This is a genomic window from Rhizobium sp. KNZ14-9A, from assembly GCF_056755015.1.
Map to the genome: position 1 here is coordinate 293,834 of NZ_JBPGXB010000002.1, position 20,021 is coordinate 313,854.

Annotated in this window: 26 protein-coding genes; 12 read left to right on the forward strand and 14 right to left on the reverse strand. The window is 60.9% G+C overall.

Annotated elements, in window-relative coordinates; translation table 11 throughout:
- The first annotated feature begins 51 nt into the window (after window positions 1–51).
- The 5 genes from ACR9ZQ_RS07500 (at window position 52) to ACR9ZQ_RS07520 (ending at window position 2,891) form a co-directional block, all read left to right on the forward strand.
- Window positions 52–1,419: an energy transducer TonB family protein gene (locus ACR9ZQ_RS07500; protein ID WP_481427442.1), complete on the forward strand. Its 1,368-nt coding sequence runs from the start codon at window positions 52–54 to the stop codon at window positions 1,417–1,419.
- 108 nt (window positions 1,420–1,527) lie between these two features.
- Entirely contained in the window at window positions 1,528–1,935 is a 408-nt protein-coding gene (locus ACR9ZQ_RS07505; protein ID WP_310385590.1) for a DUF2325 domain-containing protein, read from the forward strand.
- A complete protein-coding gene (locus ACR9ZQ_RS07510; RefSeq protein WP_310385588.1) occupies window positions 1,932–2,204 on the forward strand; it encodes a hypothetical protein in 273 nt (90 codons plus the stop codon). The genes ACR9ZQ_RS07505 and ACR9ZQ_RS07510 overlap by 4 nt, the downstream gene beginning before the upstream one ends.
- Window positions 2,205–2,214: 10 nt before the next feature.
- On the forward strand, window positions 2,215–2,529 hold the full coding sequence (gene hmuQ, locus ACR9ZQ_RS07515; RefSeq protein WP_113321676.1) for a heme-degrading protein HmuQ: 315 nt from the start codon (window positions 2,215–2,217) through the stop codon (window positions 2,527–2,529).
- On the forward strand, window positions 2,526–2,891 hold the full coding sequence (locus ACR9ZQ_RS07520; RefSeq protein WP_310385585.1) for a bleomycin resistance protein: 366 nt from the start codon (window positions 2,526–2,528) through the stop codon (window positions 2,889–2,891). The genes hmuQ and ACR9ZQ_RS07520 overlap by 4 nt, the downstream gene beginning before the upstream one ends.
- 3 nt (window positions 2,892–2,894) lie before the next feature.
- Here ACR9ZQ_RS07520 and ACR9ZQ_RS07525 read toward each other — a convergent pair whose 3' ends face one another.
- Together ACR9ZQ_RS07525 and ACR9ZQ_RS07530 are read right to left on the reverse strand one after the other, a co-directional pair.
- Complete coding sequence (locus tag ACR9ZQ_RS07525) at window positions 2,895–3,266, reverse strand: DUF423 domain-containing protein (RefSeq protein ID WP_007815276.1); 372 nt, start codon at window positions 3,264–3,266, stop codon at window positions 2,895–2,897.
- Window positions 3,267–3,268: 2 nt separating this feature from the next.
- Entirely contained in the window at window positions 3,269–3,670 is a 402-nt protein-coding gene (locus ACR9ZQ_RS07530; RefSeq protein WP_310385583.1) for a group II truncated hemoglobin, read from the reverse strand.
- Window positions 3,671–3,917: 247 nt separating this feature from the next.
- Here ACR9ZQ_RS07530 and ACR9ZQ_RS07535 point away from each other — a divergent pair, with 247 nt between their 5' ends.
- The 5 genes from ACR9ZQ_RS07535 to olsC all read left to right on the forward strand — a co-directional run bounded on the left by ACR9ZQ_RS07535 (window position 3,918) and on the right by olsC (window position 8,011).
- Window positions 3,918–4,481 carry a TetR/AcrR family transcriptional regulator gene (locus ACR9ZQ_RS07535; RefSeq protein ID WP_310385581.1) on the forward strand — a complete coding sequence of 188 codons (564 nt, stop codon included), beginning with the start codon at window positions 3,918–3,920 and terminating at the stop codon, window positions 4,479–4,481.
- A gap of 19 nt (window positions 4,482–4,500) precedes the next feature.
- Complete coding sequence (locus ACR9ZQ_RS07540; RefSeq protein WP_310385579.1) at window positions 4,501–4,842, forward strand: DMT family transporter; 342 nt, start codon at window positions 4,501–4,503, stop codon at window positions 4,840–4,842.
- Between the two features lie 183 nt (window positions 4,843–5,025).
- Window positions 5,026–5,811 carry a ThuA domain-containing protein gene (locus ACR9ZQ_RS07545; RefSeq protein ID WP_481427443.1) on the forward strand — a complete coding sequence of 262 codons (786 nt, stop codon included), beginning with the start codon at window positions 5,026–5,028 and terminating at the stop codon, window positions 5,809–5,811.
- A 9-nt stretch (window positions 5,812–5,820) separates the two neighbouring features.
- A complete protein-coding gene (locus ACR9ZQ_RS07550) occupies window positions 5,821–6,864 on the forward strand; it encodes a Gfo/Idh/MocA family protein (RefSeq protein ID WP_113322510.1) in 1,044 nt (347 codons plus the stop codon).
- Between the two features lie 307 nt (window positions 6,865–7,171).
- Window positions 7,172–8,011, forward strand: coding sequence for an ornithine lipid ester-linked acyl 2-hydroxylase OlsC (gene olsC, locus ACR9ZQ_RS07555; protein ID WP_481427444.1), 840 nt, complete (start codon window positions 7,172–7,174; stop codon window positions 8,009–8,011).
- Window positions 8,012–8,049: 38 nt separating this feature from the next.
- Here olsC and ACR9ZQ_RS07560 read toward each other — a convergent pair whose 3' ends face one another.
- The 6 genes from ACR9ZQ_RS07560 to ACR9ZQ_RS07585 all read right to left on the reverse strand — a co-directional run bounded on the left by ACR9ZQ_RS07560 (window position 8,050) and on the right by ACR9ZQ_RS07585 (window position 14,355).
- Window positions 8,050–8,445 (reverse strand): DUF1236 domain-containing protein, encoded by a 396-nt coding sequence (locus ACR9ZQ_RS07560; protein WP_113322509.1) that lies wholly within the window; start codon window positions 8,443–8,445, stop codon window positions 8,050–8,052.
- Between the two features lie 239 nt (window positions 8,446–8,684).
- Window positions 8,685–9,797 carry an ABC transporter permease gene (locus tag ACR9ZQ_RS07565; protein WP_481427445.1) on the reverse strand — a complete coding sequence of 371 codons (1,113 nt, stop codon included), beginning with the start codon at window positions 9,795–9,797 and terminating at the stop codon, window positions 8,685–8,687.
- A 1-nt stretch (window position 9,798) separates the two neighbouring features.
- Window positions 9,799–10,923, reverse strand: a complete 1,125-nt coding sequence (locus tag ACR9ZQ_RS07570; RefSeq protein WP_481427446.1) for an ABC transporter permease — start codon at window positions 10,921–10,923, stop codon at window positions 9,799–9,801.
- Window positions 10,920–12,665, reverse strand: a complete 1,746-nt coding sequence (locus ACR9ZQ_RS07575; protein ID WP_481427447.1) for an ATP-binding cassette domain-containing protein — start codon at window positions 12,663–12,665, stop codon at window positions 10,920–10,922. The genes ACR9ZQ_RS07570 and ACR9ZQ_RS07575 overlap by 4 nt, the downstream gene beginning before the upstream one ends.
- Window positions 12,662–13,669 carry a secretion protein HlyD gene (gene hlyD, locus ACR9ZQ_RS07580; RefSeq protein WP_439016172.1) on the reverse strand — a complete coding sequence of 336 codons (1,008 nt, stop codon included), beginning with the start codon at window positions 13,667–13,669 and terminating at the stop codon, window positions 12,662–12,664. Before hlyD ends, ACR9ZQ_RS07575 begins: the two co-directional genes overlap by 4 nt.
- On the reverse strand, window positions 13,669–14,355 hold the full coding sequence (locus ACR9ZQ_RS07585) for a CerR family C-terminal domain-containing protein (protein WP_481427448.1): 687 nt from the start codon (window positions 14,353–14,355) through the stop codon (window positions 13,669–13,671). The genes hlyD and ACR9ZQ_RS07585 overlap by 1 nt, the downstream gene beginning before the upstream one ends.
- A gap of 177 nt (window positions 14,356–14,532) precedes the next feature.
- Here ACR9ZQ_RS07585 and ACR9ZQ_RS07590 point away from each other — a divergent pair, with 177 nt between their 5' ends.
- Window positions 14,533–14,820, forward strand: a complete 288-nt coding sequence (locus tag ACR9ZQ_RS07590; RefSeq protein WP_481427449.1) for a hypothetical protein — start codon at window positions 14,533–14,535, stop codon at window positions 14,818–14,820.
- A 75-nt stretch (window positions 14,821–14,895) separates the two neighbouring features.
- Here ACR9ZQ_RS07590 and ACR9ZQ_RS07595 read toward each other — a convergent pair whose 3' ends face one another.
- The 6 genes from ACR9ZQ_RS07595 to ACR9ZQ_RS07620 all read right to left on the reverse strand — a co-directional run bounded on the left by ACR9ZQ_RS07595 (window position 14,896) and on the right by ACR9ZQ_RS07620 (window position 19,046).
- The gene (locus ACR9ZQ_RS07595; RefSeq protein ID WP_481427450.1) at window positions 14,896–15,774 is read right to left on the reverse strand and encodes an SDR family NAD(P)-dependent oxidoreductase; all 879 of its coding nucleotides are present in this window, start codon (window positions 15,772–15,774) and stop codon (window positions 14,896–14,898) included.
- A complete protein-coding gene (locus tag ACR9ZQ_RS07600) occupies window positions 15,771–16,556 on the reverse strand; it encodes a hypothetical protein (protein ID WP_310385557.1) in 786 nt (261 codons plus the stop codon). Before ACR9ZQ_RS07600 ends, ACR9ZQ_RS07595 begins: the two co-directional genes overlap by 4 nt.
- Before the next feature lie 217 nt (window positions 16,557–16,773).
- The gene (locus ACR9ZQ_RS07605) at window positions 16,774–17,361 is read right to left on the reverse strand and encodes a protein-S-isoprenylcysteine O-methyltransferase (protein ID WP_310385555.1); all 588 of its coding nucleotides are present in this window, start codon (window positions 17,359–17,361) and stop codon (window positions 16,774–16,776) included.
- Between the two features lie 60 nt (window positions 17,362–17,421).
- Entirely contained in the window at window positions 17,422–18,006 is a 585-nt protein-coding gene (locus ACR9ZQ_RS07610; protein WP_310385552.1) for a hypothetical protein, read from the reverse strand.
- A gap of 157 nt (window positions 18,007–18,163) precedes the next feature.
- A complete protein-coding gene (locus ACR9ZQ_RS07615; RefSeq protein WP_007815309.1) occupies window positions 18,164–18,286 on the reverse strand; it encodes a hypothetical protein in 123 nt (40 codons plus the stop codon).
- A gap of 163 nt (window positions 18,287–18,449) precedes the next feature.
- Window positions 18,450–19,046, reverse strand: a complete 597-nt coding sequence (locus ACR9ZQ_RS07620) for a L,D-transpeptidase (protein WP_310385548.1) — start codon at window positions 19,044–19,046, stop codon at window positions 18,450–18,452.
- Between the two features lie 202 nt (window positions 19,047–19,248).
- On the opposite strand from ACR9ZQ_RS07620, the gene ACR9ZQ_RS07625 reads away from it, so the two are divergent.
- Window positions 19,249–20,004 (forward strand): SDR family NAD(P)-dependent oxidoreductase, encoded by a 756-nt coding sequence (locus ACR9ZQ_RS07625; protein WP_310385546.1) that lies wholly within the window; start codon window positions 19,249–19,251, stop codon window positions 20,002–20,004.
- The last annotated feature ends 17 nt before the right edge of the window (window positions 20,005–20,021 follow it).

Sequence of the window (20,021 nt, forward strand, 5' to 3'; positions counted from 1 at the left end):
AAAGCCGGGATGAAGCCCGGCGCGCATGTTCCAAGCTGTCCGAGGCGTAAAATGGCTATTTCAGCGAAGTCCAGATCGAGACACGTGCTCATCGAGGAGGCGAGCGCTGACGAGAGCCTGAACGACAACAATCCCGGCATGCATCCCGGCCACGAGTTGTCCGATCTGCGAAATGCGCAGCGCCAGCCGGCCGGCGAGCAGGTCATTCATTATGCGCGTTTTGCGCAGATCTCCTCTTTCCCCGATCATCCGGAAACCGCAGCGGCATCTTCCGTCACCCCGCCACCAATGGATGCTGCGGTGGAAAAGCAGGAAGACGAGAAGGCGCCCGTGCGGCGCCGGCTGACGGTGACCTGCATCTGCTCGCTGCTCTTTCATGCGGCGCTGGCGACTGCACTGATCGTTGCTTTCCCCAAGGCGCCCGAAGAGGCGATCGAGGAGGCTGGCGAAGCTGTCAGCGTCGTCATGTACGGCAACTCCGATGTCGATCAGACGGCTGCCGGCGAGACAGAAACGACCATCCAGCAAGAAATCATTCCTGAGGCCGTCCAACCCGACACGATCCATCCGACGCAGACGGCGCAAGTTCAGCCGGAGGCCGTGCAGCCGACGGAGGTCTCGCCTGTCGAGACGCATGATGCCGTTCAGCAGGCGCCGGCACCGGAAGTGACGCGCGTCTCGCCGGAAACGGCGACGGCCGCCGAGCCGGAAATTCTGGTTTCGGAGGTACCGGCCGAGGAATCCGTTGCGCAACCGATGTCGACGGTCGTTCCCGAACAGCAGGTGACGGTTGATGCGGTCTCTGCGGAGGTGCAACCCTCCGAGGTGCCACCGAGCGCGGTACAGCCGACCGAAGTTCAGCCATCAGAGACGCAGCCTGAGACCGCAGTGGCTGTCGAAGAGGTGAAGCCGGTGGAAGCCGCCGAAGTCCAGCCCGAGCCGGAGCAGCCGCCGGAGGCGATAACCCCGACGCCGAAGCCCAAGGTGACGACGCAGGAGAAGCCGAAGCCGGTTGAGAAGAAGCAAGCGCCGAAGAAGACGGCGGGTTCGCGAGGCGAGGGCCAGCAGGATTCCCAGCGGGGTGTTGCGGAAGGAACCTCAACCGCGCAATCGGACAGCAATTCGCAGGTTGCCAGCAACAACAACGGTGTCGGCACCGCAGCCGTTGCCAATTACAAGGGCAAAGTCAGAAGCCGTATCCGCCGGGCGATCAGGAAACCCCGTGGGGTCGAAGGCACCGTGGTCGTGACCTTTTCGGTGAGCGGCAATGGCGGGCTCGCGGGGGCTCGCGTTTCGCAGGGGTCCGGCGTTCCCGATATCGATCAACTTGCTCTCGATGCGGTCCGCCGCGCTGCGCCATTCAGCCCTCCGCCGGGTGGGCAGGCCATGACTTTGTCGGTTCCCATCCAGATTCAATAAATATGATAAAAACAATCAACTTTATACTTTACTCTAAAAATCAAGTTTAATAAGGTCCGTTCGCACACGCATGAATCGTGTGACGATCAACGAGCGAACGGGTGGTAAATGGCTCGAAAGGCGAAGAAGGGGGCGAACCGGGAGATGCGTGTTCAGGCCGATCAGGAGACGAAGGAGATCTCCTCGGGCCGCTCCAAGCTGGATGGCCGCAGTTTCCTCTATGTCGGCGGTCGTGATTGCCAGGTGGCGCATCTTCGCCAGATCGCCAGCAATTTCGGTGCCGAGCTCATCCACCATGATGGCGGTCTTCGCGAAGCCGTTTCCCGCATCGATACGTTGCTTCCCTCGGTCGACTGCGTGTTCTGCCCCATCGACTGTATCAGCCACGATGCCTGCCTGCGTGTGAAGACCGGCTGCAAGAAGTTCAGCAAGGCCTTCATCCCGTTGCGCAATGGCAGCAAGTCGAGCCTGGAGCGTGCGCTACAGACGATGAACGAACGAGACAATTCCCGATGAATGAAGAACGCCCTGATGGGTTCACGATGATCGGCCTGCATAAGCTCGCCGCTCACGGCGGCGACGGCATGGTGCCGGCGCTTTACGAGGTTTTCCTGGAAAATGCCGCGCGCCAGCGCAGCTATCCCAATGTGGTACTGTTCCCCGCCTGGGAGGCGCGCATGCCCGGTGAAGCGGCTTTAAAGCCCATTGGCGCGGATGCGGCCGATGGCAATAATATCGTCGTCTTTCCGCGTTATGCGGAGCGGGCGGACAAGAAAAAGGCATAGGGAGTTTTTGATGTATATCGCGATGAACCGCTTCAAGGTGGCCGCCGGCGCCGAAGGCGATTTCGAGACTGTCTGGCGCAATCGCGATTCCAGCCTTTCGGAGGTTCCGGGCTTCGTCGAATTCCGCCTGCTGCGTGGCAAGGCTAATGCGGAGGAGGGTTATACGCTGTTTTCCTCCCATACGCTCTGGCGCAGCGAAGAGGATTTTCTGAACTGGACGAAGTCGGAGAATTTCCGCGCCGCGCATCGCAATGCAGGCGACAACAAGGGCCTGTATAAGGGCCCGCCGGTGTTCGAGGGCTTCAACGTCGTTGACGGCATATGAGCGGTAATCCCGATCGTATCGAGGTTCTGCCGGTCCTGCCGTCGCTCGATATCGCAGAGACGCTCGCCTTCTATCGCGATCAGCTCGGCTTTGCCAAAATCGTGCACCAGACGCCGGATTATCTGATCCTCAGGCGCGGCGAGATGGAGCTGCATTTCTGGCTGACGGATGATCGAAGCCTGCCGGAAAAGACATCCGTCTACCTGCGCGGCGGCGGCATTGCCGCCCTTCATGCGGAATACCGTACGAAGGGCGTTTCACGCCTGTCGGATATGGAGGTGCGGCCGTGGAACATGGAGGAATTCTATATCCATGATCCGCACGGCAATCTCCTGCGCTTTGGCCGCATACCGCAGCCATAGAGTTTAACTCTTGACGCGGAAGAAGGCGCTCGCCGAAACTGCCAGCCAGCCCAGCATCATGGCCCAGCCGCCCGTCGGCGCGGCATAGGGAAAGAGGCTGGAGCCGGTAAAGCGCAGGGTGACGAGATCGCCCGCAAAGAGCAACGTCCCCACAATCATCAGCAAACCGGCCAGCCAGGCGCTTTTGATTTTGCCGGCACCCAGCGCCAGTGCCAGCAGGGCAGGGGCGTGGGCGAGGCACATGGCGGAGGCCGAGGTGGCCAGATGCGCATCACCACCGCCATGGGCGGCGAGGGCGGCCAGCGCCACGCCTGCAAGGCCGAACAGACCGGCAAAGAGATAGAGCACCGGTTCCAGACGCGCGTTCAGGCTCATGACTATTCCTTGTTCTGCATGTGATGGGCGAGGCGCTCGACCGGCGCCCAGATGAGGTCGCGCAATGCCTTGCTGGCGATGGTTTCATCCATGGCGCGGCGGAAGCAGAGCAGCCATTCGTCGCGTTCGACAGGGCCGATCTCGGCGACGAAATGACGGCTGCGCAGACGGGGATGGCCGCGCTTGTCGGTATAGAGCGGCGGACCGCCCAGATAGCCGGTCATGTATTCGTAGAATTTCTCTTCGCTACCTTCGAGGCTTGGCGGATGCACGGCGCGCACGTTTTTCGCCTCCGGCAGCGTATCCATCAGTTCGTAGAAACGATGCGTCAGCGCCCGGACGACAGGATCACCGCCGATCGCCTCGTATAAAGTTGTAACCTGTGAAGTTGCCTGCTCCGGCACGAAACCATCCCTTAATACCCGCCCCAGAGCGTCAGTGTCCCCTCCGCCACTCTTGGTTTTTGTTCCAGCATCGGATTGTCCGAAAACCGTTTCACACTTTTCGGTCCGATGCTCTACATGCACCCGATAAAAAAGGATCGCAACTGTCATCAAAACACCGCGGCATTTCGCGCATAATCCTTTGTGAGGCAGGGCCTTCAGTCAATTCTTCTTGACAAAACCGTCCGGACGGTATCTTTGTAAATTCATGTCAAACGCTCATCATCGCAAGAAACAACCCGTGCTCGTGCGCCAGCAGTTGCTGGAGGTCGCCGCGCGTCTTGCTGGTGAGAGTGGCATGAGCGCTGTCACGCTCGATGCGGTCTCGGCTGCGTCAGGCGTCAGCAAGGGCGGACTGCTGCATCACTTCCCGACGAAGAATGCGCTGCTGGACGCCCTGTTCGAGAGCCTGCTGGAGAAGTTCGACGCCGATATAGACGAGCTGATGCGCGCCGATCCGCTGCCGCAGGGCCGTTTCTCGCGCGCCTATCTGCAGGCGGTGTCCGGGCTGAAGGATCGTCCCGACGATTCCAGAAGCTGGACGCAGGTCACGATCGCGCTTCTCGCCGAACCCCGGCTGCGCCTCCGATGGCGCCAATGGGTGGCGGCAAGAGCCGAGGAATATATCGGCACCGACTCGGCGCCCGACACTCTGATCGTGCGTTTTGCCGCCGACGGTCTGTGGTTCGCAGATACGTTGGAAAGCCATGACATCAGTGACGCTCTGAGGCGAGAGCTGATCGCCCGCCTCATCGAGCTGACCCACAAGTAGATCAAGAAGGAATACCGCCATGAACCCGGCTGCCGTCTATGGGCTGCTCGTTGCAGCCATCGTGCTTGAAGTTATCGGCACGACAGCACTTCAGCTCTCCCAGCAGTTCACCCGCCTCGGGCCGACGGCGCTCGTCATCGCTTGCTATGGGGCTGCCTTCTACTGCCTGTCGCTGACGCTGAAGCATATTCCAGTCGGCATCGCCTATGCGATTTGGAGCGCTTTGGGAATCGTGCTGATTTCCTCTGTCGGCCTCGTGTTTTTCAAGCAGCGGCTGGATACGCCCGCCATCATCGGCCTCGGCCTGATCATCTCTGGCGTCGTCGTCGTCAACCTGTTTTCCAAGACCGTTTCCCATTGATGTGACAAGGGATTTTTCCCGGTCGTGAAACCGGGAAAAATCCTCTTTGTCAAAATACCGACAAAGGTCTATGTCTTCCTCTGACGCGGAGGAGGGACTGCTTTGGCTGACCATCTTTCCAAAGCGCTTTGAATCCCGCCTTCCTGCTTGCCAAAAATCCAAAGGTTCTAGAGGAGCATAGCCATGGCCATTCGCACCGTCGTATGGGGAGAGAACATCCATGAGACAACCAACGCCATTGTCCGGGGCATTTACCCCGAGGGCATGCACACCACGATCGCCAAGGCGCTGAACACCGATCCGGCGATTTCCGCGACCACGGCAACGCTGCAGGAGCCGGAACATGGCCTCAGCGAAGCCCGGCTTGCCGAGACCGACGTTCTGACCTGGTGGGGCCACAAGGATCACGGCGCCGTCTCCGATGTCGTCGTCGAGCGCGTCGCCAAGCGGGTGTGGGAAGGCATGGGCCTGCTCGTTCTGCACTCCGGCCATTTCTCCAAGATCTTCAAGCGGCTGATGGGCACGCCCTGTGCGCTGAAATGGCGCGAGGCGGGCGAGCGCGAGCGTCTGTGGACGATCAATCGGCGCCATCCGATCGCTGCTGGTCTCGGCGAGCATTTCGAGCTTGAAAACGAGGAAATGTATGGCGAGCAGTTCTCCGTACCGGAGCCACTGGAAACGGTGTTCATCTCCTGGTTCCAGGGCGGCGAAGTCTTCCGGTCTGGCCTGACCTGGCGCCGTGGTGCCGGTAATATCTTCTATTTCCGCCCCGGCCACGAAACCTATCCGACCTATCACGATGCGAACGTGCAGAAGGTGCTGATCAACGGCGTGAAATGGGCCTATAACCCCGAGGGTGCGTTGACTGGTATCACCGACGCCCCAAATGTGCCGGTAGAGAAGGCACTGGAGCCGATCGTCGAACGCGGCCCGAGACTGCACCAGGCCGGCGAAGCCGGTTACCGCTGAGGAGCATCCATGCGACTACTCGTTCTTGGTACGGGCGTGATGGCGAAAAACCAGCTCGCCCATTTCGCGAATATGGACGGCGTGACCGTGGTCGGCGCCGTTGATACGGATTCCGACCGCCTTGCCGCATTCGCCGATAAGTTCAATATCGAGAAGCGGTTTCTGACGCTGGAGGAGGCGATCGCCTGGGGCGAGTTCGATGCGGCGACGAATATCACGCCTGACCGAATCCATTACCCGACCACCATGGCGCTGATCGCGGCCGGCAAGCATGTGCTGTGTGAGAAGCCGCTGGCGGAAAACTATCCCAAGGCGCTGGAGATGACGGAAGCGGCTGAGACCGCCGGCGTCATCAACATGGTCAATCTCACCTATCGCAACGTCGCACCGCTGCAGCGCGCCCGCGAGATGGTGCTGTCAGGCGAGCTCGGAACAATCAAGCATGTGGAGGCCTCCTATCTGCAGAGCTGGCTGGTGTCCCGCGCCTGGGGCGATTGGCGTACGGAATCGACCTGGCTGTGGAGGCTTTCCACCGGCCACGGTTCGAACGGCGTGCTCGGCGATGTCGGCATTCATATCCTCGACTTCGCGGCCTATGGTGCTGCGACCGATATCGATCATGTCTTCGCCCGGCTGAAGACCTTCAACAAAGTACCGGGCGGCCAGATCGGCGAATATATGCTCGATGCCAATGACAGCTTCACCATGTCGGTTGATTTCGCCAATGGTGCCCTCGGCGTCATCCATGCCAGCCGCTGGGCGACCGGGCATCTGAACGAGCTGAAGCTGCGCATCTATGGCGAGAAGGGCAGCCTCGAGGTCATCCACCGTCCAAGCGGTTCCGAACTGCATGGCTGCCTCGGCGACGATGTGGAAACGGCAACCTGGAAGCCGGTCGACGTGCCGCCGGTTCCAACCAACTACCAGCGCTTCGCTGAGGCCGTGGCAACGGGCGTGCAGCTCGACCCGAATTTCCGTCATGCGGCAAACCTGCAGAAGGTGCTCGACCTTGCCATGGTCACCGAGCGCGAACGCCGCGAACTGAAAGTCTGATATTCTTCAGGACATCTCTTAGAGATTGTCACCGCCGCGCTCGCAGCGCGGTGGTGACATGCGGCAATTGATCGCTAAAACCTGTACTTAAGTGTACTTGAGCCACGCCCAGCACTGTCCATATTTGCTCAATGGCCAACGCGGTAACCGTCGTATCGGCTCCTGCGCGGAAGGCCATGTCATTGCTGGAGCATTTCCGTTTTTCTTCGAAACACGGAAGCGTTCTATTTCTTCGTTTTTGACGCAGTTCCGGCCGCAGAACCGTGTGCACTTTGCTGGAATTGCTTTGGTCCGCAATGGAAAGCCTATGACTGACGGTATCGCCAATACACCCCTTCCCGAAAAATCAGTATCTATCCCCGACGCGCAGGGCTTCGCCACTGCCGGGATCGCCCCTATGGACCGGCCGAGCGCGATAACGCGCTTCTTCATGGGCATCGTCGCCTGGGCCGAGGGCCTGAATTTCAAACATGCCAAGCTCGGCAATCCGCCTGTTTATGACAACGCGGTGTTCCCGTGGGCGAAGGAGGTCGAGAAGGCCTGGCCTGAGATCCGCGCCGAGCTCGACCGCGTGCTGGTGCGCCAGAGCGAGCTGCCGAGCTTCCAGGAAATCTCCACCGACGTGCAGACCATTTCCAAGGACAATCGCTGGAAGACCTTCTTCCTTGTCGGTTTCGGCGTAAAGTCGGAGCAGAACATCCAGGCCTGCCCGGAAACCTGGAAGGCGGTGCAGAAGATCCCCGGCCTGAAGACGGCGATGTTTTCGATCTTCGAGCCCGGCAAGCATCTGCCGGCGCATCGCGGCCCCTATAATGGCGTGCTGCGCCTGCATCTCGGCATGATCGTGCCGGAGCCCGCCGACAAGCTCGCGATCCGCATCAAGGACCAGATCTGCCATTGGCAGGAAGGCAAGGCGCTGATCTTCGACGACGCCTATGAGCATGAAGCCTGGAACCACACGGACAAGACGCGTGTCGTTCTGTTCATCGATTTCGTTAAGCCGCTGAAATTCCCGGCGCGGCTGATCAACTGGGCTCTTCTCAATCTTGCGATTTTCACGCCGTTCATTCGCGAAGGGCTCGATAATCACAAGGAATGGGAAAAGAAGTTCTATGCGCAGGCGGAAGCCCTGCGGAACCGTACATAGAAAAAGGCCCCGCTGAAGCAAGCGGGGCCAGTTCCCTGTTATTCGATCACCTGAACCACACGATGGGTCTGCGGCTCGACAATCACATGGCGGTCGTTGATGACGGTATAGGCATAGCGCGGATTATCCGGCACCGGGATCACCTGAACATCTGCGGGCAGCGGCTTGCCGACCACGATCGGCTGCTGCACGACCACTGCTGACGGCGGGGCCGGCTGCTGCTGGACGTAGGTTACGACCTCGCGCGGCGGCGGATCGACGACAGCACCGGCTACACCGCCTGCCACGCCGCCAATTGCAGCGCCCACGGGACCGCCGACAATGGCGCCGGTGATTGCGCCGCCGGCGGCACCCGTCACGGCTCCATCGGCCATCGCGTTCGTGGCCAGAGACGAGAGCGCAAGCGCGCTCGAGACAAGAATGATCTTGTACATTTTGCTTCTCCTTAGCTCTATGTCTTTGTTTTCACGCAATTCCGGACGCAAAACCGCTTCGCACTTTTGCTGGAATTGCTCGGTGTTTTCACGCAACACCGGACGCAAACCAATTCACATTTCTGCTGGAATTGCTTTGGTCTGCACTGGGGTAACGAGCCCATCAATGTCGATGTTCCGGCCGGAGAAGCGTTTCGGAGTCACGGTTTGGAAGCGCAGTTCACATAGTGTGAGGCGCGCTATTCCAGCCTACGGCGGAATAGCCAGGCGGCAGCACCAAGTGTCGCGCAGGCGATCAGCGCCAGCGGAATGGTCTGGTTCAGCACCTCGGCGGCCGGAATATCCTTCAGGAAGACGCCTTTGACGATGATGAGGAAATAGCGCAGCGGATTGACAATCGTCACGGGCTGCAGCCAGTCCGGCATGTTCTCGATCGGGGTTGCGAAACCCGAAAGCAGCATGGCCGGCACCATGAACAGGAAGGCGCCGAGGATCGCCTGCTGCTGTGTCATCGAGAGCGCCGAGATGAAGAGGCCGAGGCCTGCCACCGAACCCAGATAGAAGATCGAGCTGCCATAGAGCAGGAAGAGCGAGCCGCGCAAAGGCACGCCGAAGATGAAGATTGCCGCCAGCACATAAAGCGTCATGTGGAAGAGGCCTATCATCATCGGCGGAATGAGCTTGCCGATCAGGATTTCATGGACGCGCAGCGGCGAGACCATCAGCTGGTCGAAAGTGCCGAGTTCCCGTTCGCGGGCAATGGAGAGCGCTGTGACGATGAGGCCGATGAGCAAGGCGATGCTGGCGATCAGGTTCGGCACCATGAACCATTGATAGGTGAGGTTGGCGTTGAACCAGTTGCGCGGCACGGTCGCGACCGTCTTCGCCATGGCGCGCCGGCCTGCCGGCGTTTCGGCCGAAAGCGTCATGCCGATTTGGGTGAGATAGCCGGAGACGATCTGGGAAGCGTTGGAGCGGCGCCCGTCGAGGATGATCTGCAGGTCGGCGGGGATACCGGCCTCGATGTTGCGGGAGAAATCCGGGCCGATCTCGATTGCGGCAATGACGGACTGGCCGTCGATCGCCTCGCGGATATCGGTCTGGTTATCGGTGGTCTCGATGCGCCGGAAGGTCGGGGAGCCCTGGATGCGCTGGATCAGTTCCTGCCCCCAATGACCGCTGTCGCGGTTCAGCACCATGACATCGACATTGCGCACTTCAAGCGTCGCCGCATAGGAAAAGACGAGGAGCTGCATGAGGGGCGGCACGATCAGCACGAAGCGACCCTTGGGGTCGCGCATCACGGCGAGCAGTTCCTTGATGATGAGGGCCTTCAGCCGGGTCCACCACATCTCAGCCGATCCTCTTTCTGGTGCTGCGGGCAGCCAGCACAAACATGATGCCGCCGATCGTGAGCATGACGGCGATGGAGCGGGCGAACATTGGCCAGATATCGCCTGCCAGGAACACCGTCTGCAGGCTGGGGATCAGATAGCGGGCCGGCACGATGATGGTGATCCACTGGATGATTGCGGGCATGGAATTGATCTCGAAGAGAAAGCCCGACAGCAGGAAGGCCGGCAGAAAGGCTGTGATCAGCGCGATCTGCGAGGCGAGGAACTGGTTCTTGGTCGCCGTCGAAATCAGCAGGCCCTGGCCGAGCGCGGGGATCAGGAAGGCGGCTGACAGGGCATAGAGCGCTGCGACCGAGCCGCGGAACGGCACGCCGAAGAGGAAGACGGCCAGCAGCACGCAGAGCGTCATCGAGGCGAGGCCAAGCAGGAAATAGGGAAGGATCTTGCCGGCAAGCAGTTCGGCTGATGTCACCGGCGTCGCCATCATCGCCTCCATCGTGCCGCGCTCCCATTCGCGGGCGACGACGAGAGAGGTGAGCAGCGTGCCGACCAGCGTCATGACGATGGCGATGGAGCCGGGGACGAGGAAGTTGCGGCTCGTGAGCTCCGGATTGAACCAGAAGCGCTGCTCGATGGAGATCGGCGGACCGGCGGCCACCATCTCGGATTGCCGCTGCCGCTCCCAGTTGGCGACGGCACCCTGCGCATAGTTCTGCACGAAATTGGCGGTATTCGGGTCGGAGCCATCGACGAGAACCTGGATCTGCGGGCGGTTGCCGGCGGCATAGTCCGTCGTGAAATCGGCGGGAATGACGACGATGCCGCGCACATTGCCGAGAACGAGATCGTTTTCGAACATGCGCCGGTCGCGTCCGACCGTGACGGAGAAGTAGCGGGAGGCCTGGAAGCTTGCGGAGAGGTCCTGCGTCAAGGGTGTGGCCTGTTCCAGCACGAGGCCGATGCGGGTGCGCGTCGTATCCAGCGACACGCCATAGCCGAAGAGGAAGAGCAGGATCAGCGGCAGCACGAAGGCGATGAGAATGGTGCTGGGATCACGGATCGCCTGATAGCTTTCCTTGCGCACGAGGGCGACGAAGCGGCGGATGCGGGAAGAGGTGCTCACGCGGCTTCCCCTTCCGTTTCCGACTCCTGAACCAGGGCGATGAAGGCGTCCTCCATCGTCGGGTCCGGCTCTTCCCTGGTTGCGACACGCGCCTTCAGCTCGTCAGGCGAACCGAGCGCGATCGAGCGGCCGCGATAGATCAGCGAGATGCGGTCGCAATATTCGGCCTCGTCCATGAAATGCGTCGTCACGAGCACCGTGACGCCCTTTTCGACGAGCGCGTTGATATGGGTCCAGAATTCGCGCCGCGTGATCGGATCGACGCCTGATGTGGGTTCGTCGAGGAAGAGGGCGCGGGGCTCATGCATGACGGCGCAGGCAAGCGCCAGGCGCTGTTTCAGGCCGAGCGGCAGGTCCTTGGCCGAATGGCGCGCGTGGCGGCCGAAATCGAAGATGTCGGTCATCAACTCGATGCGTTCGTGCCGGCGCGTACCGCGAAGGCCGTAGACGCCGGCGAAGAATTCGAGGTTCTGCATGACGGTGAGATCGCCATAGAGCGAGAATTTCTGCGCCATATAGCCGAGCTGGTTGCGGGCTTCGGCGGCATCCTTGCGCAGATCGAAACCGGCAACACGGCCTTCGCCCTCCGTCGGCTTCAACAGGCCGCAGAGCATCTTGAAGGTGGTGGACTTGCCCGCACCATTCGGGCCGAGCAGGCCGAAGATCTCGCCGCGGCTTATATCGAAGGTGATCTTGTCGGCAGCGGTGAAATCCCCGAAGCGCTTGGTCAGGCCATGCGCCTCGATGACGGGACGATCACCCATCTCGCTCGGCGCCGCTTGCGCTTCCGCGAGTTTCGAGCGTCCGCCGGGGCCGCCGCCGAGCATATCGATGAAGGCATCCTCGAAGCGGGCAGGGGTGGGCGTCAGTTTTGCCCCGCCGCCGGCGTTGCCGATGTCAGGGCTCTCGTCCTTGCCGGTGACGAGGCGGATGGCATCGCCTTGGATGACGCCGTCGATGACACCCTTTGTCTGCAGCAGTTCGGCCAGCACCTGCCGCCTGCGGCCCGTCACGCCCGATACCTTGAAGACGCGGTCTTTCATGCGGCCGGTCAGGTCGTGCGGCTTGCCGGAAAAGAGCAGCTTGCCCTGATTGAGCAGCAGAACGTGACCACAGGCCTCTGCCTCATCCAGATAGGCGGTCGACCAGAGCACGCCGATGCCTTCCTGCGTCAGGTTCTCGACCATCTTCCAGAGGTCGCGCCGCGAGATCGGATCGACGCCGACGCCCGGCTCATCGAGCAGCAGCAGGCGCGGCTTCTTCAGCAGCGCGCAGGCAAGGCCGAGCTTCTGTTTCATGCCGCCCGAGAGCTTGCCGGCAAGCCGCGTCGTGAAGCGCTTGAGATCGGTGAAGGTCAGCAGTTCCTCGAAGGAGGCTGCGCGTTCGGCCTTCGGCAGGCCGCGCAGATCGGCGTAGAGATCGAGATTTTCCTGAACCGATAGGTCCTCATAGAGGCCGAAGCGCTGCGGCATGTAGCCGATCGAGGCCTGGATGGCGGCCGGGTTCTTGTGCGTATCGAAGCCCAGCACCTCCACCGTGCCGCTATCGGGTAGCATCAGGCCGGTCATCAGCCGGATCAGCGTCGTCTTGCCGGCGCCGTCGGGGCCGACGAGGCCGGTGATCGCGCCGCCCTTCACCTCGCCGGAGACGGCATCGAGTGCCGGCGGGCCATCGCTGAAGCGCTTGGTTACATCGGCAAGCCGCACCAGCGCTTCATCCTTTGGGGCGGGAGACGCGCTCATTGTGCGGCCAGCGAGGGAAAGTGCACGGTGACCGGCATGCCCTGGCGCAGGTCCGGGCCGGGCTTGTCGATGACGATGCGCAGGCGATAGACGAGATCGGTGCGAAGCTCCGGCGTCTCGACCGATTTCGGCGTGAATTCGGCGACCGGCGAAATGAAGCCGATCGTGCCTTCATAGGGCTTGTCCGGCTGCGTATCCGAGGTGACCTGAACCTTCATGCCGGGATGCAAGCGGCCAAGATCGCCTTCCGCGACATAGCTGCGCACCCAGACCGGCTGCGTGAGGGAGAGGACATAGACCGTATCAGCCGGCGAAACGATGGCGCCGGGTTCCCGCACGCGCGACAGGATGACACCGTCATTCGGCGCGCGCAGTTCGGTATCGGCAAGCGAGATGCGGGCAGAGACCAATGCAGATTGCGCGGCCTTCAATTGCGCCTCGGCATTGGCAATGTCTTCCACGCGGCTGCCCTCCTGCAGGAGTTTCAGCGCTTCATTAGCGGAATCCGCACGTGCTGCCGCCATCGAACGATTGGCGGTCGCCTGATCGAGGTTCGCCTCCGATATCGTGCCCTGAGGGCGGAGCTGGCGGGCGCGGTCATAGGCGATATTAGCATTGCGCAGCGCAGCAAGGCTTTCATCGTAGGAGGCTTGCGCCTGGGCGATCTCCGTCGGGCGCGGACCTGCCTTCAGCTTGTCGAGCGTCGCCTGCAGGGCGGCGACATTGGCTTGCGCCGAGGCGACAGCCGCTTCGAAAGGTGCGACGTCGAGCTTGCCGAGCACATCGCCGCTCTTGATCATGTCGCCCTCATCGACGGCGAGCGAGGCAAGCCGGCCATCGACGCGGAAACCGAGAGAGACCTGGCGGATATCGACATTGCCATAGAGCGCGAATTCCTTGGTGCGTTCCGGCAGCCAGCCGAGCTTCTGAGGCAGGCCGTACCACCAGGCGGCGGCACCCGCAGCGAGGAGAATGACGATGGCAAGGGGGAGGATCCGTCTCATCAGGTATTTCCTTTCGCCTGACGCAGCTGGCCGACAAGCTCTGCAACGAGGTTACGCAGGGTCTGGAGTTGTTCAGGGCCGACCGACTGCCACTCCATCTGGGCGAGAACGGCCGCATGGGCGACGCGGAAGACTATGATGTTGCCGACGAAGGCGAGGGTGCGCAGACGAACATGCTCGCTGGCCGGGTCTTCCTGCAGGATGGTGCCGATCATGCGGCGCGCCATTTCGATCATCGGGCGCATGAGGCCCTGATAGACACGGGCGAAGGCCTCGGTCGGCTCCATCTGCTCGCGGATGATGAAGCGCGCCCAGGGCTCGGACTCCTTGCTGACGAAAAGGCCGACCATGGTCGCGCCCATCTCCGTCAGCAGGCGCCGCGCATCCTCTTCGCTCAGTGTCTGACCCGCAGCCTCGAGCGCCATGAGATGGGCGCCGATCTGCTGGCGCAGGGAGCCGACATGGCGGTCGATGCGCGAGACCAGATATTCCGCCGTCGCGACATAGAGGCCTTCCTTGCCACCGAAATAATAGGGGATGGCCTGCAGGTTGACGCCCGCAGCCTCGCTCAGCTGCCGCGTCGAGGTGCCGTCGAAGCCGTATCGACCGAAGACATCAAGCGCCGCGGAAAGCAGCTTTTCCCGGGTGATTTCGGCGCGGTTTGGTTGGTTTTGTTCATCAGTCACGCCTCATATATAACTCCAACCAAAGTTTCAGTCAATCGAATGAATGTTTATCTTGCCGGGCCTGGCTAGATGTGTATGAGGGTTACGGGCGCGAACCGTCAGTATATTTACGTTTACTGTCGGCGCATTTACCGTTTCGTACTTCCGTAAAGGCTAATATTCTGGCTGAATGGGCTGATGAGAAACCAGCACGTCACGCCAGGAATCGGACGACATGCCTGGAGAGCGCTTGTTACCGGCGCTGCTCTTGCTCTTCCTGTGACCATGGCTTGCGCTGACGATATTGCGCCCGGAAAAGGCAATCGCATCCAGAACGAGGTGGTGAAACCATCACCGCATGACGGACGGCTGACGGCGCCGCATATGAGCGCGGTCTGGTGGCTGCGAATCAGGCGAGAGGCACCGCAGGCCGATCAGCCTGATCATTCAAAGCAGGTTTTCGTGCGCAGCGACAACCAGCCCTAATCCCGGGCACCGCAGCCTCAGCTGAAGCGCTGCGCGTCCATTCTCAGGCACGAAGGACGCCTTAACTCCCAGAGCCTACGCATCGGGCTTTTCGAAAGCCGATTCCGGTTTGCGGGCCGGTGCCGTAGTGCTCGTCTCCGGCCGATGGGGGCTCGGGTCTCTTTTGCGGCGCTGAGCCCGGCCGATCAGGCGGAGCGCCACCGCTGAGGGCAAGATTCTCGCAATGAAGGCGGCGAGCTTCGAAGAGATGCCGGGAATGACGAGGCGGCGGCCGGACTTGAAGCCCTGCCATGCCTGCTCGGCCACATAATCGGCATCGAGCTTGGGCAGGACCTTGAAGAGGGCGGCCCGGTTGGCGCCGGATTTTTCCAGAAAGTCGGTCGAGACAGGGCCGGGGGCGACGCAGGTTACCGTCACACCGAAGCGGCGGACCTCCTCATGAAGGGCGGTCGAGAAGGCGCGCACGAAATTCTTGCTGGCGTAATAGAAGGCCATGTAGGGGCCTGGCGTGAAACCGGCGACGGAGCCGAGATTGATGACGCCGCCGCTGCGGCGCGCCACCATGCCCGGCAGGAAGCGAAGGGTCATGTCGGCGAGCGCGCGGATGTTGACGTCGATGATCCCAAGCTGATCCTCGGTGGGCAGGGAGGTTGCCGCGCCGCGCAGCCCATAACCGGCGCTGTTAACCAGAACGCCGCAGGCGAGCCCGTTTTCGGCGAGATAGGATTCCAGCCGGGCGGATGCATCCGCAGAGGCGAGGTCGAGTTCAATCGTGAAGGCTTCGCCGCCCGCCTGCGTAATCTCCGTTGCGGCAGCCGCAAGGCCTTCGGGGGAGCGTGCCACAAGAACGACGATATTGCCCTCGCGTGCGGCAACTCGGGCAATGGCCCGCCCGATGCCACGGGACGCTCCGAGAACGACGACAGCCAGGCGCTGCTCGGCGCTGACGCTCATGGGGCAATTCCCGCAATCGATATGCCGGTGGGCTTTTCCGCCTGCGGCAACCCCCTGACCTCGTCGGTGACCTCGCCGTTCAGGATCTTTTCAAACCGCTCCAATGCCCGGGCGATGCTGGCGCCATCCATGACGCGGTGGTCATAGTGGATGCGCACGGTGACAGAGCCGTCCGCATCGATCGGGCCGTAGTTCAGTAGCGTGGTGAGCGGCGTGAGCGGATTGAGGGATTCGGCGCCGAGGCCGGAATAGACAGAGAACTGGAACGTGCCGAAATAGTGCCCACGCCGTTTTGCCAGATTGAGCCCGAGCCACATCATGGACCAGCGGAGCAGGGCAGGCGCCCGGGCAAGTTTGAGCGAACGCCGGAAGTCCTTGATCTCGCCAATCGGCAGCGAGCGGGCTTCGCGGATCAGCTTTTCCAGCTCGGGAATGGGGCGCTGTTCCGGCCCCTTTATCTTGCTCAGGAGGACGATCCGCTCGCCCTCATGCTCGCGCTCATGGGCGATGGAGGCCACGCTTTCGGGATATTCGTAGAGCTGATGGATCGGGAATTTGATATAGGCGCGCCGGAGATCCGGGGTCTCCTTCGAAAGCAGCGCATAGCCTTTCAGGAACAGCACGGTCCATGACGGGCGCGGATTGCAGGCGCTTCGGGCATCCAGCAGCGGGCGGATATTCATCTGCCGCTGCACGGTGACGCGTGGGATGCCGATCGAAAATCGCATGAGATCTCCGACAAGCCGCCTTGCGGGCGAAAGCCTTATTGTTCGTCCCTTCATCGTGCCCTCCTCCTAGAGCACCGTGCGTCCATTCGGACACACAAAGGACGCTCTAGCTCTTTGATTCTACGCATCAGGCTTTCCGAAAATCGATCCCGATTTCCGGGCCGATGCTGTAGAGCATTTCCGTTTTTCCTCGAAACACGGAAATGCTCTATCTCCTTGTTTTCACGCAATTCCGGACGCAAAACCGCTGCACACTTTTGCTGGAATTGCTCTAATAGAGATAAGGGATGATCCGCTTCGTCCTGTCCATATAGGCGCGGTACTCGGGACCAAAAACATCCATCATCATACGCTCTTCCTTGTCCACCCGCAGGAAGAACAGCACGGCAAAGCCGATGAGGCCTGCAAGACCCGCCACCCAGTTCGACAGGAGGAAAGCCTGGGCGAGGCCCATCAGCATGAAGGAAGTGTACATGGGGTGGCGCACCAGCGCGTAGGGACCTGATGATATCAGCTCGTGCTTCTGGCGGATTTCCAGCGTGATGGACCAGTTTCGTCCCAGTTGCTTGTGTGTCCTGCGAAAGACCCACATTGCAAGGCAGAAGATGGCGGCCCCAAGCACGACCGCCCATAGGTGGGCAGGGTAGTCGGCGGCTTTCGGGATGCCGGTCGCGACGTAAAATCCCGGCACGATCGCGAGCCCGGCGAGAGCCGCCGCAAGGGCTATCTTCTCCGAAACGCTCCGCTGGCTGCTGACGACGGGCACGCGTTTGCCGCGGCGCTCAAATGGGTATCGAATGATGTACCATGCGATAATTCCGAGGACCCAGACGATCTCGCCAATGGTGTGAACCGACAAGCTCAAATCGGCACCAGAACCTTTCCACGATCCGTTTTCCGGGATCGCCCTGCTTTTCTATCAACCCGTATTCATCTCCCGCAGATTTGTAATGAATTGCTGCGGGCGAAGCCAGATGCCAGGCGTCTTATACCCCATATGCTTGGCGATATCGGCCACGAAGGCGTTGCAATTGTAGACGGTCGCCTCCCAGAGACGGCTGCGCGCCTGGAGTTTGCGAATATAGGCGACCGTGTCGTTATATTCGGCGTCCGTCAGCATCACGCGCCAACTCGCCGAGCGGTATTGCTCTTCGAGATCGCCATCCGTTTCGCCTGTCGTGGCGGGGACGGGAATGAAGTGGCCGATGACATAGGGCGCGGCATCTTCCGAAGCCGGGGCAAGTCCCGCAACCTCGGGACTGATCATTCTTCCGTTCTTGTCGGCGCTTCCGAAGACGACATAGGTGTGACCGTAGGTCAGCGCGTAACGCGAGCGGAACTCGATGAAACGCCGTCCCGCCTGGTCCCGAGCCGCAACCGGTTTCTTCAGGTCACGGGCATCGGATGTATAACGTGGCAGGGGGGCTTTGTCTTCTGACTGACACGATGATACCACAACCGCCAAAATGGCGACCAAGCACAAGCGGCTTCTTCCAAGCGCCATCAACACGCTCCATGTGCAGGCTCCTGCGAATGCGGGCCTGATGCCGGCTGATGCGCCGTTCCTGCGTCCTGAATGGCAGGCGGGATCAATCCTGGCCGTTTTAGGATGTTAGAGAGAGGAAGGGCCTACCGAGCCCTTCCTAAGTGTTATGCGAATTTTACTTGTAGACGGCCGTTGCTGCAGGCGGTGGAGCTTTCCCCTTGCCTTTACCAATCGACCCGCAGGCACTCAGATTGGCCACCGCAAGCGTTGCGAGGATCACGAATAAAATTCTGCTCATTAAGTCCTCTCCTCATCCTGGTGCAGGCCTGAAAGGCTGCACCTCAAAGTTTGACGATAATCGGCACCTTGGACAGTGCGGGAGTGATGCAACGTGCAACGAATCTACATTAGCAGATACTTACCGGTGTGGCCAACCCCGTAATTTCACATGGTAAACGGCATCAAATGACGACTACACGCGTTCCCACCCGGGTGCGGGAGTAGAGGTCGACGATGTTTGCATTGGTCAGGCGAATGCAGCCGTTCGACACTGCATGACCGATCGACCAGGGCGCGTTGGTTCCGTGCAGCCGGAAGAGTGTGTCCTGGCCGCCCTGGTAGAGGTAAAGGGCCGCAGCCCCCAGCGGGTTGTCCGGTCCTCCCGGAACGCCATCGGCATATTGGGCCAGCCGCGGCTTGCGCGCGATCATGTCGTCGGTGGGCTTCCACGAAGGCCACTCCGCCTTGCGGCCGATCGTGGCTTCGCCCTTGAAGCTTAAGCCTTCCTCGCCAACGGCGACGCCATAGCGCGTGGCAACGCCGCCGTCCTCGACGAAATAGAGATAGCGTGCGCCCGTATCGACGACGATGGTGCCGGGCGGTTCGCTGCCGTCATAGGCCACTTCCTGCCGGCGATAGCGGGGATCGGCATCCGGGTCCCTTCCCAAAACCCGATAGCCCAGCGGCGGGCCATCCGATGTCGTACTGCATCCATGAAGCATCAGAGCCAGGCTCCCCAATACGAGGCCCCGGCGCGTGACTGCTGCCCTTTCGTTCATTTCCACCTACCCTTAGTCAGCTTCGATGTTTTCCGGTCAGCAGCGGGCTCGTTTGCGGCCCATTCGCTTCTGTGGAATTGCGTATCTGGCAGGCGGACAAGCTTCGCAACTTGCAATAGTATGCATTTCGATCATTCACGAATCTCCTTGCCTCGGCCACTCGTTTTGCAAGAGTATTAGAATACGAGAATGGAAGGAAGCGATGAAACTTTGCCTGGAAGGAAAAGTCGCGATCGTGACGGGTGGGGGCTCCGGTATCGGGGCTGCCGTTTCCCGGCAGCTCGCCAACGAGGGTGCCGAGGTCGTCGTTGCCGATCTCAATGAGGATGCTGCGCACAAGACTGCCGCGGCAATTGCTGCGGACGGCGGTCGCGCCCGCGCCTTTGTCGTCGATGTGACCGATTTCGAGGCGGTGCAGAGGCTTGTCCATTTTGCCGTCGAGGAATGCGGTGGTCTCAATCTCGCCGTCAACAATGCGGGGGTCGATGGCGTACGGGCAGCGGTCGCAGACTATCCGCTCGACGACTGGCACAGATTGATGAACGTCAATCTGAACAGCGTTTTCTACTGCATGAAATGCGAGATCGGCGCGATGCTGAAATCGGGCGGGGGGTCAATCGTGAACATGTCGTCGGCCCTTGGGGCCGTCGGGTTGCCGACCGCGGCCGCCTATACCACAGCCAAGCACGGCCTTGTCGGCCTGACGAAGGTCGCCGCGATAGAATATGCGCGATATGGAATCCGAGTAAACGCCGTCGGTCCCGGCTGGATCGACACGCCACTCCTGTCGGAGCATCTGGAAGCAGCAAGCACACGGCGGATGGCGGCGCTGCAGCCAATGTGCCGGCGGGGAACACCTGATGAGGTCGCCAATCTCGTCAGCTTCCTGCTGTCGGAACAGGCGAGCTTCATTACAGGAGCTCACTACCTGGTGGATGGCGCCTATACTGCACATTAGAGCGCCGTGCGTTCATT